This window comes from Serratia bockelmannii (assembly GCF_051803255.1).
In the GTDB taxonomy this organism is placed as follows: domain Bacteria; phylum Pseudomonadota; class Gammaproteobacteria; order Enterobacterales; family Enterobacteriaceae; genus Serratia; species Serratia bockelmannii.
In genome coordinates, this window is the sequence record NZ_CP196512.1 from 1,739,275 (window position 1) to 1,751,783 (window position 12,509).

At 58.5% G+C, this 12,509-nt stretch carries 9 protein-coding genes and 1 pseudogene; 4 read left to right on the top strand and 6 right to left on the bottom strand.

The window, feature by feature from the left end; all coding sequences use genetic code 11:
* Positions 1 to 83 precede the first annotated feature (83 nt).
* Positions 84 to 1,061 (bottom strand): acyltransferase family protein, encoded by a 978-nt coding sequence (locus ACSJLU_RS08360; RefSeq protein ID WP_197832206.1) that lies wholly within the window; start codon positions 1,059 to 1,061, stop codon positions 84 to 86.
* 225 nt (positions 1,062 to 1,286) lie between these two features.
* Between ACSJLU_RS08360 and macA the strand changes: the two genes are divergently transcribed.
* Together macA and macB are read left to right on the top strand one after the other, a co-directional pair.
* Positions 1,287 to 2,354 (top strand): macrolide transporter subunit MacA, encoded by a 1,068-nt coding sequence (macA, locus tag ACSJLU_RS08365; protein ID WP_420330115.1) that lies wholly within the window; start codon positions 1,287 to 1,289, stop codon positions 2,352 to 2,354.
* Entirely contained in the window at positions 2,354 to 4,300 is a 1,947-nt protein-coding gene (gene macB / locus ACSJLU_RS08370) for a macrolide ABC transporter ATP-binding protein/permease MacB (protein ID WP_342096706.1), read from the top strand. Before macA ends, macB begins: the two co-directional genes overlap by 1 nt.
* Positions 4,301 to 4,387: 87 nt before the next feature.
* Here macB and cspD read toward each other — a convergent pair whose 3' ends face one another.
* On the bottom strand, positions 4,388 to 4,609 hold the full coding sequence (cspD, locus tag ACSJLU_RS08375) for a cold shock-like protein CspD (RefSeq protein ID WP_004928349.1): 222 nt from the start codon (positions 4,607 to 4,609) through the stop codon (positions 4,388 to 4,390).
* A gap of 355 nt (positions 4,610 to 4,964) precedes the next feature.
* On the opposite strand from cspD, the gene clpS reads away from it, so the two are divergent.
* Both clpS and clpA read left to right on the top strand, forming a co-directional pair.
* Positions 4,965 to 5,285 (top strand): ATP-dependent Clp protease adapter ClpS, encoded by a 321-nt coding sequence (gene clpS / locus ACSJLU_RS08380; RefSeq protein ID WP_004928347.1) that lies wholly within the window; start codon positions 4,965 to 4,967, stop codon positions 5,283 to 5,285.
* A gap of 27 nt (positions 5,286 to 5,312) precedes the next feature.
* Complete coding sequence (clpA, locus tag ACSJLU_RS08385; RefSeq protein ID WP_025302261.1) at positions 5,313 to 7,592, top strand: ATP-dependent Clp protease ATP-binding subunit ClpA; 2,280 nt, start codon at positions 5,313 to 5,315, stop codon at positions 7,590 to 7,592.
* Positions 7,593 to 7,798: 206 nt separating this feature from the next.
* On the opposite strand, the gene infA is transcribed toward clpA, so the two are convergent.
* From infA to cydD, 4 genes and pseudogenes are all read right to left on the bottom strand, one after another.
* Positions 7,799 to 8,017, bottom strand: a complete 219-nt coding sequence (infA, locus tag ACSJLU_RS08390; RefSeq protein WP_002211347.1) for a translation initiation factor IF-1 — start codon at positions 8,015 to 8,017, stop codon at positions 7,799 to 7,801.
* A gap of 105 nt (positions 8,018 to 8,122) precedes the next feature.
* A pseudogene (gene aat, locus ACSJLU_RS08395) lies at positions 8,123 to 8,847 on the bottom strand (leucyl/phenylalanyl-tRNA--protein transferase).
* 29 nt (positions 8,848 to 8,876) lie between these two features.
* Complete coding sequence (gene cydC, locus ACSJLU_RS08400; protein WP_043137717.1) at positions 8,877 to 10,616, bottom strand: heme ABC transporter ATP-binding protein/permease CydC; 1,740 nt, start codon at positions 10,614 to 10,616, stop codon at positions 8,877 to 8,879.
* 2 nt (positions 10,617 to 10,618) lie between these two features.
* Complete coding sequence (cydD, locus tag ACSJLU_RS08405; RefSeq protein ID WP_173889534.1) at positions 10,619 to 12,385, bottom strand: heme ABC transporter permease/ATP-binding protein CydD; 1,767 nt, start codon at positions 12,383 to 12,385, stop codon at positions 10,619 to 10,621.
* Positions 12,386 to 12,509 lie beyond the last annotated feature (124 nt).

Here is a 12,509-nt window from a genome sequence, read left to right on the forward strand (position 1 = left end):
TGGCTGTGTGGTTGAAAGATAAGTTGTGAGCGTCCCCATGCTGTGAGAGTTCTAAATGATATCTCAAACATGGGGGGAGGAATCTAACTGTTTGTTTTTTTAGGGTAAATGACAAAGGATGTGTATTTTAATTTCTTTACAACGTGTATAACAGCAACTAGCAAGATAACTTGAATGACAAAGCTGAAAATGAAATTATTTACACTGATTTTTTCTAACGCTTTAGTAACTATGGAGTTGGCAAAATAATTAAAGCCCACTATAGGTAAAGTATTTTTACCAAACCAGATTAATACCTTGTTGGTTATAAACCCGGAAATAGATATGATAAATGTGGCTCCTGCTAAAGAGCCAAGGATATTTAATATGATTGTGTAGCCTTCTCCATATTGGTTTGCTGACATGTCAACAGCCTGACTGCTCAGTGAGAAGCACATGATGAAAGCGATAAATAATGGGATTGCTAATGGCTTCTTCGATTTAATTACATTGTAAATACTTCCTTTAATTAAAATTCCAATGCAAAAGAAAAACAATGATGATATGGAGACAAAGGCGTTAAACGGTATGAACGTAAAACTATTTGATGTTATTATAATGAAAGCGAGCGATAGGATGGATAGATAAATGAATGACACATTTGTCTTTGAAAAAAAAGCCGATATCAGTTCTGTTATAAATATAGAAAACAAAAACCAAATTGGAGTACAATTGAATGTATGATCGGCGGTAGGGTATCCTAAAAATGTTCCTTGGGCTTTAAATAAAAATTCACTGAATTGTATTTTACCCAGCGCTAACAGTACAATAAAGGGTAAGCCGCAAATAGCTCCCATGAACCATGCAGGAATGACCAGTCTTCGAAACTTCGACTTTATATATCCTGGGAGGTTATCGCGTGATTTTTTTATGCTAAAAAGATATCCCGAAACAATGAAGAAAAGTGGCATATGGAATAAATAGATGGCTTTTTTAATTTCATCTGGCAAATTACTTACATGGCCTAAGACAACAAAAATTATCGCCAGCCCTCTGATTGAATCGAGTGATTCATCTCGCATGTATTACCCCTCAGTTAACACTATATTGTAAGTCCAATGATAAAGTAACTTTCTAAATTCGCGCTACAAATTTTAGTCCTTAAAACAGAAGTTTGTTGTAAGTATGTTGAGAACAGAGATAATAATATCTCTTTTGACGATCTTATTTCTTTTTTTGTTTAAATTTCAATTCGTTGGGGGCATATGGGGCGTGTTGTAAACAAGGTATACAGAGTCTTGACTTGTGTGTTGCTGCTTGTTGCTGCGGCGGCTGTTTGGCACTTTCGTCATCCGGCGCCAACCGATTTCAAAACGGTAAAGGTCACCAAGCGCGATCTGCAGCAGAACGTGTTGGCGACCGGCCAGCTGGACGCGGTGCGCAAGGTTGACGTCGGCGCGCAGGTCAGCGGGCAGTTGGAAAAGTTGTATGTCGAGATCGGCGACAAGGTGAAAAAAGGCCAGTTGCTGGGGGTTATCGATCCGCAACAGGCGCAGAACAGCATTCGCGAAGGCGAGGCGACGCTGCGCGAGCTGCATGCGCAGCTGCTGCAGGCACAGGCCGAGCAGCAATTGGCGGCGGTCACGCTGCAGCGCAACCAGGCGCTGGCCAAACTGCAGGCGGTATCGCGTCAGGATCTGGATCAGGCGGCGACGCAGTTGGCGGTGAAGAAAGCGCAGGTGGGCACCATCAATGCGCAGATCGCCCGCAACCAGGCCAGCCTGGATACCGCCAAGATCAACCTGGCCTACACCCGCATCGAAGCCCCGATGGACGGCGACGTGGTGCAGATCACCACGCTGCAGGGCCAGACGGTGATCGCGGCGCAACAGGCGCCGAACATTCTGACGTTGGCGGATCTCGGCACCATGCTGGTGAAGGCGCAGGTCTCGGAGGCTGACGTCATTAACCTCAAGCCGGGTCAGAAGGCCTGGTTCACGGTGCTGGGCGATCCGACTCGGCGCTTCGACGGCGTGCTGAAAGACATTCAGCCGACGCCGGAAAAGGTCAATAATGCCATCTTCTATTATGCGCGTTTCGAAGTGCCCAACCCGGAAAGGCTGCTGCGCTTGCAAATGACGGCGCAGGTGCATATTCAGCTGGCCGGCGTCGAGCAGGCGCTGGTGATCCCGCTGGCGGCGTTGGGTGACCAGATCGCCGACAATCGCTACCACGTCTCGGTGCTGAAACAGGGCAAGGAAGAGAAGCGTGAGGTGGCTATCGGTCTGCGCAACAATATCGATGTGCAAATCCTCAGCGGGCTTGAGGCGGGCGATGAGGTGATTGTCAGCCGCGGCGGCGTGGAGGCCGGCTGATGGCGGCGCTGTTACAGCTGAGCGGCATTCGCCGCAGCTACCGTTCCGGCGAGCAGACGGTGGAGGTGCTGAAGGGGATCAGTCTGAGCATCGACGCCGGGGAAATGGTGGCGATCATGGGGGCCTCCGGCTCCGGCAAATCGACGCTGATGAACATTCTGGGCTGTCTGGACAAGCCGAGCGCCGGGGTCTATCGGGTGGCCGGACAGGATGTGGCGACGCTGAGCGACGATGCGCTGGCGCAGCTGCGGCGCGAACATTTTGGCTTTATTTTCCAGCGTTATCATCTGCTGCCGCACCTGAGTGCGGCGCATAACGTCGAGGTGCCGGCGGTGTACGCGGGGCTGGGCAAAGCGGCGCGGCGCGAACGGGCGGAGGCGCTGTTGCGGCGCCTGGGGCTGGGGGAGCGCGTTAACTACCGGCCGAGCCAGCTTTCCGGCGGCCAGCAGCAGCGCGTCAGTATCGCCCGCGCGTTGATGAACGGCGGGCAGGTGATCCTGGCGGATGAACCGACCGGCGCGCTCGACAGCCACTCCGGCGAAGAGGTGATGGCGATCCTCAAACAGCTGTGCGCCCAGGGCCACACGGTGATCCTGGTGACCCACGATCCAGCGGTGGCGCGCCAGGCTGAACGGATCATCGAGATCCGCGACGGCGAAATCATTGCCGACTCGCGTCCGGCGCCGCCGGAGGATACCCTGGCCAAGCCGCTGGCGCTGGCCGCCGCGGCGCCTTCCTGGCGGCAGATGGGCGGCCGCTTTCGCGAAGCGCTGGTGATGGCCTGGCGTGCGATGGCGGCCAACAAGATGCGCACCGCGCTGACCATGCTCGGCATCATTATCGGCATCGCCTCGGTGGTATCGATCCTGGTGATCGGCGACGCCGCCAAGCAGATGGTGCTGGCGGACATCAAATCGATCGGCACCAACACCGTCGACATTTACCCCGGCAAGGACTTCGGCGACGACGATCCAACCTACCGGCAATCGCTGAAATACGGCGATCTCGATGCGCTGCGCGAACAGCCGTATATCAGCGCGCTGTCGCCGAGCATCAGCAGCAGCATGCGGCTGCGGCTGGGTAACGTCGACGCGGCGGCCAATGTCAACGGCGTCAGCGAACAGTTCTTCCGCGTGTACGGTATGAGCTTTACCCAGGGCGTAGGCATCGATCCGATGCAGGTGCAGTCACAGGCGCAGACGGTGGTGATCGACGCCAATACCCAACGGCGGCTGTTCCCTCACCAGAAAAACGTGGTGGGCGAGGTGATCCTGGTGGGCAACATGCCGGCGACGGTGGTCGGCGTGGCTAAAGAGAAGCAGTCGATGTTCGGCAGCAGCAAGACGCTGAACGTGTGGGTGCCTTACAGCACCATGGCCAACCGGCTGATGGGCAACAATTATTTCGACTCGATCACCGTGCGCATTCGCGACGGCTACGACAGCAAGGAAGCGGAACAGCAGCTGTCGCGCCTGTTGACGCTGCGCCACGGCAAAAAGGACTTCTTCACCTATAACATGGACAGCCTGGTGCAAACCGCGGAGAAAACCACCCGCACGCTGCAGCTGTTCCTGACGCTGGTGGCGGTGATTTCGCTGGTGGTCGGCGGCATCGGCGTGATGAACATCATGCTGGTGTCGGTGACCGAGCGCACGCGCGAGATTGGCATCCGCATGGCGGTGGGCGCCCGTTCCGGCGACGTGTTGCAGCAGTTCTTGATCGAGGCGGTGTTGGTCTGCCTGGTGGGGGGCGCGCTGGGGATTACGCTGTCGTTCGCCATCGGTCTGGCGGTGCAGTTGGTATTGCCGGGCTGGCAGATCAGCTTCCCGCCGGCGGCGTTGCTGAGCGCGTTCCTCTGTTCCACCGGTATCGGCGTGGTGTTCGGCTATCTGCCGGCGCGCAATGCCGCGCGGCTGAATCCGATCGATGCGCTGGCGCGCGAGTAAGTAAAAGGCATAAAAAATGCCAGTCACACGGCGGCTGGCATTTTTATCGCAGTCAGGGTCAATGCAGCGCGACGCTGCCGGAAGCGTTTAGGACAGCGCTTCGCTTTCCACCGGCACAATAAGACTGGCATGGTTCCCTTTTGGCCCTTGATGCACGTCGAAGCTGACCTGCTGGCCTGCCTTCAACGTTCTGTAACCATCCATCTTGATGGTGGAGTAATGCGCGAAAATATCTTCGCCACCGCCGGCTGGGCAGATGAAGCCAAAGCCTTTGGCGTTGTTAAACCATTTAACAGTACCCGTCTCCATGCTTTTACATCCCTCGCAACGCTATTTTAAGTGAGATGAATAACTGAATTCGCACCCGCCGTAGGCGGGTAGCAGGGTGGACAAGGGGTGGTTAAAAGACCACCAGCCACGAATTTACACTCTAGAGCAAATGATCGGGGCGTCAAGGGATCGGCTTTTGTCGGCGGGGAGCAGTTCACCAAAGTTTGAAGCAGGTAACGCTATTGCCACGATTCAGTCACAATTGGCCCGTTTTTTTGCGCACGTTACAGTGCGGCGGGACGATGCCGAAGATGATAAAATAGTAACTATCCCCACTTTGAATAACCGAAACCTGCCCCCATATCAGAGGGCAGAGCAGAGAAGATGAGCAGCGATGGGCAATAACAACGACTGGCTAAATTTTGAACACTTGGCCGAAGAAAAACAAATCGATGCGGTAAAACCGCCGTCTATGTATAAAGTTATACTTAACAACGACGATTACACACCGATGGAATTTGTGATTGACGTTCTGCAAAAGTTCTTTTCTTATGATATTGAACGCGCAACGCAACTGATGCTCACGGTCCACTATCAAGGCAAGGCGATCTGTGGTGTTTTTACCGCCGAGGTGGCGGAAACCAAAGTCGTCCATGTGAACCGGTACGCAAGGGAGAACGAGCATCCGTTGCTTTGTACGCTGGAAAAAGCCTGAATAAGGCAATCTATTGGGGAGGTGCTTATGCTCAATCAAGAACTGGAACTCAGTCTCAACATGGCTTTCGCCAGGGCGCGTGAGCACAGACACGAGTTTATGACCGTGGAGCACCTGTTGCTAGCGTTGCTGAGCAACCCTGCCGCGCGAGAAGCGCTTGAGGCATGTACGGTGGATCTGGCCGCGTTGCGCCAGGAGCTGGAAGCCTTCATCGAACAAACCACACCGACGCTGCCCGCCGGCGAAGAAGAGCGCGACACTCAGCCGACGCTCAGCTTCCAGCGCGTGTTGCAGCGCGCGGTCTTCCATGTGCAATCTTCCGGCCGCAGCGAAGTGTCCGGCGCCAACGTGTTGGTGGCCATCTTCAGCGAGCAGGAGTCGCAGGCGGCTTATCTGCTGCGCAAGCACGACGTCAGCCGTCTCGACGTGGTGAACTTCATTTCACATGGCACGCGTAAAGACGAGCCGGGCCAAGCGCCGAATGCGGAAAACCCGGTGAACGAAGAGCAGTCCGGAGGGGAAGACCGTATGGAAAACTTCACCACCAACCTCAATCAGTTGGCCCGTGTGGGCGGCATCGATCCGTTGATCGGCCGCGATCGTGAGCTGGAGCGCGCGATTCAGGTGCTGTGCCGTCGTCGTAAAAACAACCCGCTGTTGGTCGGCGAATCCGGCGTGGGCAAGACCGCCATCGCCGAAGGCCTGGCCTGGCGTATCGTGCAGGGCGACGTGCCGGAAGTGATGGCGGACTGCACGCTGTATTCGCTGGATATCGGTTCACTGCTGGCCGGCACCAAATACCGCGGCGACTTCGAGAAACGCTTCAAGGCGCTGCTCAAGCAGCTGGAACAGGATCAGAACAGCATCCTGTTCATCGATGAAATTCACACCATCATCGGTGCCGGTGCGGCTTCCGGCGGGCAAGTGGATGCCGCCAACCTGATCAAACCGCTGCTGTCGAGCGGCAAGATCCGGGTGATCGGCTCGACCACCTACCAGGAGTTCAGCAACATCTTCGAAAAGGATCGCGCTTTGGCGCGCCGTTTCCAGAAGATCGATATCACTGAACCGACGGCGGAAGAGACCGTTCAGATCATCAACGGCCTGAAGACCAAATATGAAGCGCATCACGACGTGCGTTATACCGCCAAGGCGATCCGCGCCGCGGTGGAGCTGTCGGTGAAATACATCAACGATCGTCATCTGCCGGACAAAGCGATCGACGTGATCGACGAGGCGGGCGCCCGCAGCCGACTGATGCCGGCCAGCAAGCGCAAGAAAACCGTCAACGTGGCCGATATCGAATCCGTGGTGGCGCGCATCGCTCGTATCCCGGAGAAAACCGTGTCGGCCAGCGATCGCGACGTGCTGAGAAACCTGGGCGATCGTTTGAAGATGCTGGTATTCGGCCAGGATCAGGCGATCGAAGCGCTGACGGAAGCCATCAAGATGAGCCGCGCCGGTCTGGGCCACGAGCGCAAGCCGGTCGGTTCCTTCCTGTTCGCCGGGCCGACCGGGGTCGGGAAAACCGAGGTCACCGTACAGTTGGCCAAGGCGATGGATATCGAGCTGCTGCGTTTCGACATGTCCGAGTACATGGAGCGGCATACCGTCAGCCGTCTGATCGGCGCGCCTCCGGGCTATGTCGGTTACGATCAGGGCGGGCTGCTGACCGATGCGGTGATCAAGCATCCGCATGCGGTAGTGCTGCTCGATGAGATCGAGAAGGCGCACCCGGACGTGTTCAACCTGCTGCTGCAGGTGATGGACAACGGCACGCTGACCGACAACAACGGCCGCAAGGCGGACTTCCGCAATGTGATCCTGGTGATGACCACCAACGCCGGGGTGCGGGAAACCGAACGCAAATCGATCGGTCTGGTGCAGCAGGACAACAGCACCGACGCGATGGAAGAGATCAAGAAGGTGTTTACGCCAGAGTTCCGCAACCGTCTGGACAACATCATCTGGTTCAACCATCTGTCTACCGAAGTGATCCAGCAGGTGGTCGACAAGTTTATCGTCGAACTGCAGGCGCAGCTGGATGCGAAGGGCGTCTCGCTGGAAGTGAGCGACGAAGCACGCGACTGGCTGTCGGTGAAGGGCTACGACCGTGCGATGGGCGCTCGTCCGATGGCGCGCGTCATGCAGGAAAACCTGAAGAAACCGTTGGCCAACGAGCTGCTGTTCGGTTCGCTGGTGGACGGCGGTTCCGTGAAGGTCGAGCTGGACAAGGACAAGAAACAGCTGACCTACCACTTCCTCAGTGCCGCCAAGCGCAAGGCGGACGAGGGTGCGGTGCATTAAGGCCGCTTCAGGCAAAGAAAAAGCGATGCTTCGGCATCGCTTTTTTTTTATGGGTGAGATTCACCGTACAACAGAAACGAGTGAGCCCTCTCAGTTTACCTGCGCACCTGCAACCCGTTGTGTAACGTCGCTGCGGGGGTAAACGGAAAGGGCTCCCGAGGGATTACATCCTCGATGCCGCCAGCATGTGGCGCGCGGTGAGCCGATTAACGGCTACGGAAGACAATGCGGCCTTTGCTCAGGTCGTACGGGGTCAGCTCTACAGTGACTTTGTCGCCCGTCAGGATGCGGATATAGTTTTTACGCATTTTACCGGAGATGTGTGCGGTTACCACGTGCCCGTTTTCCAATTCAACGCGGAACATGGTGTTCGGCAGCGTATCAAGAACGGTGCCCTGCATTTCAATATTGTCTTCTTTGGCCATCGAATCCTCTAGGTCTAACTACCTTAGTTTTTAACCGGCAAGATAATGCCGAAAAACCCCCATTATGTAAAGATGTGTCGGTGAACATTGCACCGTTTCCATCAATTAGTTTACTGGAGAGGGCGGTTCAACCGGCTGTGGGGATATGACTTGCGGCGCCCAGCACGCCGACGCCAAAGGCCGCCGTTGAAGGGTGCTGAGCTGCTGCAAAAATTGACGGCGCGGAATTTCACGCGCGCCAAGGCGGGCAGTGTGAGCGTTCAGCACCTGGCAGTCAATCAATTCCCCGCCATAAGCGGCAAAATGGCGGCAAAAGGCCATCAATGCGCATTTTGAGGCGTTGGTGACGCGGCTGAACATCGATTCGCCGCAGAACAACGCGCCCTGCGCCACGCCGTACATGCCGCCGACCAGTTGATCATCCTGCCATACCTCCACCGAGTGCGCGTAGCCGAGGCGATGCAGATGCTGATAGGCACGCTGCACCTCCGGGCCGATCCAGGTGCCTTCATCCGGCCGGTGGGCGCAGGCGGCAATCACCGTGGCGAAATCGTGATTGAGCGTGATGCGAAACGGATCGTGGCGCAAAAAGCGTTTCAGACTGCGGTTGAGATGAAATTCGGCAGGGAACAGCACCGCACGCGGATCGGGTGACCACCACAGAATCGCTTCCCCCGGCGAGTACCAGGGGAAGATGCCGCGCTCGTAGGCTGCCAACAGTCGCGGCGCCGTGAGGTCGCCGCCGATCGCCAGCAGGCCGTTGGGATCGCGCAGGGCGCCCTCAGGCGAGGGAAACGCCAGCGACTGGGGGAAAGCTTAACGATGCGCATACAAGGTCTCTGCGTCCTCTACGGGCCGATTACGGCGCCAGGTTGCTGATACGGTTGCGAAAGCGTGCATAGCGGCCCTGCTGGCGCATCAGGGTGGCGTGATCGCCCTGTTCGACAATTTGGCCGTCATCCATTACGCAAATGCGGTCGAGATGTTCCAGGCCGTACAAACGGTGCGTCACCAGGATCAGCGTCTTGCCCTGACAATGCCGGCGCAGCAGCGCCAGGATCTGCTGTTCGGTTTCGGCGTCCAGCCCTTCGGTCGGTTCGTCAAGCAGCAGCAGCGGGGCCGGATGCAGCAGCGCGCGGGCGATACCCAGTCGGCGCTGTTCGCCGCCGGACAGCTGCCGGCCGCCTTCGCCCAACCAGGCGTTCAGCCCGCCGTCGCTGTCCAGCAATTTGCCCAGCCCAACCTGCTGCAGTACGTCACTCAGGCGAGCGTCGTCGGCATTCGGTGCGGCCAACCGCAGGTTTTCCCGCAGCGTATCGCTGAAGATATGCACTCGCTGGCTGACGACCGTGGTCATCCGACGCAGCGTGGTTTCATCATAATCCTCCAGCGGTTCGCCGTTGAGCAGAATTTTGCCGCCGTCGGTGCGCCAGGCGCGGGTCAGCAGCTGCAGCAGGGTGGACTTGCCGCAGCCGGTGCGGCCGAGCAAGGCGATGTGTTCGCCGGCCGCGACCTCGAGCGTGACGTCGCGCAGCACCGGCTGCGGCTGATCGGGATAGGTGAAACTCAGCTGCTGCAGGCTGAGCTGAGCGCGATCGGCCGCGGCCGGGCCGACGGCAGGGAAGGTGACCTCCGGCTGACGATCGATGATCTGTTTGACCCGCGTGGCGGAGGCAATCACCTGGCCGAGATGCTGGAAGGCGCCGGCGACCGGCATCAGCGCTTCGAACGACGCCAGCGCGGCGAAGACAAACAGCGCGATCAGGGCTCCGGGCTGAGTATCGCCGCCGATGCCGGCGGCGGTCAGCCACAGCAGCAGCGTCACCGTCAGACCGCTGGCGAGAATCATCAGCGCCTGCGCCTTGCCGCTCAGCGAGGCCTGCTGCCACTGGCGGCGTTGCCACCGCTGTTCGGTGGCGTTCAGCGTCTGGCGGAAGTCGTTGACGGCACCGAACACCACCAGCTCTGCCTGCCCCTGCAGCCAGGCGGTTAGGTCGGTACGGTATTGGCCGCGCAGCGCGGTGAGTTGGCCGCCGATCGGTTTGCCGGCGCGGTAGAACACCGGCGGCACCAGCAGCAACAGCAGCAACAGAATGCCACCCAACGTCAGGGCGAGCGCAGGATCCAGCCAGCTCAGGCCGTAGGTGACCACCAGGATCACCACCGCCGCGCTGATCAGCGGCGAGATCACCCGCAGATAAAGGTGATCCAGCGTGTCCACGTCCGCCACCAAGCGGTTGAGCAGGTCGGCCTGGCGAAAGCGAGCGATGCCGCCCGGCGCCAACGGCAGGATCTTGCTGAAGGTGAACACTCGCAAGTGCGACAGCACGCGGAAGGTGGCGTCGTGGCTGACCACGCGCTCGGCGTAGCGCCCGGCGGTGCGGAAGATCGCCGCGCCGCGCACGCCGGCGGCCGGCAGCATGTAGTTGAAGGTCAGCAGGCCCGCCAATCCGGCCAGCGAAGAGGCGGCCAGGAACCAGCCGGAAAGCGCCAGCAGGCCGATGCTGGCCAGCAGGGTGACGATCGCCAAAAGGATGCCCAGGCTAATCAGCAGGCTATGGCGGCGATACAACGCCAAAAACGGCAGCAAAACGCGCATGATTAAAGCTCCCCGCGGCGATGGGCGATCAGAGTGGCGAACAGGCCCGGCTGGGCGCTGAGGGTGGCGTAATCGCCCTGTTGCACGATGCGCCCGTTATCCATCACCCAGATCTGATCGTAGTCTTCGGTGTCTTCCAACTGGTGCGTGACCAGTAGGGTGGTTTGCTGATGCGAAGCGGCATTCAACGCCTGCATCACCCGTTGTTCGCTGTGGGCATCGAGACTGGCGGCCGGTTCATCCAGCAGCAGCAAGCGGCGCGGGCCGATCAGCGCCCGGGCGACCGCCACGCGCTGCGCCTGGCCGACCGACAGGCGGGCGGCGTTGTCGCCTACTTCGGTGTCGAGCCCCTGCGGCAGATACGGCAACAGTTCGCTGACGTAGGCGAGTTCCACCGCCTGCTGCAGCTGCGCTTCGTCGGCCTGCGGGCAGCCCAGCAGGATATTGGCGCGCAAGGTTTGCGCTGGCAGGTGTGGGTTCTGACCGACCCAGCTCAGCTGTTGCCTCCAGTTTTCTGCGGACAGTTCACGCAGCTCGATGCCGTTGACGGTCAACGAGCCGCGGTAGGGCAGGAAGCCGAGCAGCAGATTGAGCAGCGAGCTTTTGCCGGCGCCGCTCAGCCCGACCAGCGCTACGCGCTGCTGCGGTTGCAGGGTGAAACTCAGCGGCCCGGCCAGCAGTACGCCGTTCGGCGACAGGATTTCCAATGCGTTCGCCTGCAGCGTCAGCGGTTGATCGGCGGGCAGTTGCCGCGTGCCGTTGCCCATCTGCTCGCCTTCGGCGCTGAGGAAGGTTTCCAGCGCTTCCGCCGCGCCGACCGCCTGCGCCTTGGCATGGTAGAAGGTGCCGAGATCGCGCAGCGGTTGGAAAAACTCCGGCGCCAGAATCAGCACCAGAAAACCGGAAAACAGCGTTACGCCGAGGCCGTAGCTGCCGAAGTTGAGTTCGCCGAGGTAAGAAAAGCCGAAGTACACCGCCACCACGGCGATGGAAATCGAAGCGAAGAACTCCAGCACGCCGGAAGAGAGGAAGGCCATACGCAGCACTTCCATGGTGCGGCTGCGGAAGTCTTCGGAGGATTTGGCGATCTGCGCCGTTTCGGCCTGCGCGCGGTCGAACAACCGCAGGGTGTCCAGGCCGCGTAGGCGGTCGAGGAAGTTGCCGCTCAATCGCGCCAGCGCCACGAAGTTGCGGCGGTTGGCATCGGCGGCTCCCATGCCGACCAGCGCCATGAACAGCGGGATCAGCGGCGCGGTCGCCAGCAAAATGATGCCTGCGGCCCAATTGATCGGGAAGACGGCGATCAGGATCAGCAGCGGGATGAAGACTGCCAGATACATCTGCGGCAGATAGCGCGAGTAATAGTCCTGCATATCCTCGATCTGCTCGACGATGATGCTGGCCCAACTGCCAGCCGGTTTGCCCTGGATCCAGGCCGGGCCGAGCTGCTGCAGTTTATCCAGCACCTGCTGGCGCATGCGCTGACGGATCACCTGGCCACACAGGAAACCGACCCGTTCCCGCAGCCAGCTCAACAGCGCCCGCAATGCGAACGCGACGGCCAGCCAGATAAACGAAGGGATCAGCTGTTCGCGCGGGGTATGTTCGATGATCAGGGCGTGCAGCAGGCTGGCCAGCAGCCACGCCTGCGCCACGATCAGCAGGCCGCTGAACAGCCCCAACAGCATGGAAAGGCGCAGCCAACGCTGCGCCAACGAACTCTGGGTTTTAAGCCAACGGGTTAACTGTTGCTGTCTGTTTTTTTTCATCAGATATGCGTCTGCGTCGCCGGTGCCCGTTTGTTACGGACTGGGTTAACGTACTGTTAAATAATAGTGTTTGGCGCAATCGGCGACAAACAAGCGAGGTCCCATGTTACCTCGTCACCCGGCA

Bases quoted from the DNA above. Each gene is read 5' to 3' on its own strand.
- ACSJLU_RS08360 (WP_197832206.1), bottom strand. From the start codon at position 1,061: ATGCGAGATGAATCACTCGATTCAATCAGAGGGCTGGCGATAATTTTT.
- macB (WP_342096706.1), top strand. From the start codon at position 2,354: ATGGCGGCGCTGTTACAGCTGAGCGGCATTCGCCGCAGCTACCGTTCC.
- cspD (WP_004928349.1), bottom strand. From the start codon at position 4,609: ATGGAGACGGGTACTGTTAAATGGTTTAACAACGCCAAAGGCTTTGGC.
- clpS (WP_004928347.1), top strand. From the start codon at position 4,965: ATGGGCAATAACAACGACTGGCTAAATTTTGAACACTTGGCCGAAGAA.
- clpA (WP_025302261.1), top strand. From the start codon at position 5,313: ATGCTCAATCAAGAACTGGAACTCAGTCTCAACATGGCTTTCGCCAGG.
- infA (WP_002211347.1), bottom strand. From the start codon at position 8,017: ATGGCCAAAGAAGACAATATTGAAATGCAGGGCACCGTTCTTGATACG.
- cydC (WP_043137717.1), bottom strand. From the start codon at position 10,616: ATGCGCGTTTTGCTGCCGTTTTTGGCGTTGTATCGCCGCCATAGCCTG.
- cydD (WP_173889534.1), bottom strand. From the start codon at position 12,385: ATGAAAAAAAACAGACAGCAACAGTTAACCCGTTGGCTTAAAACCCAG.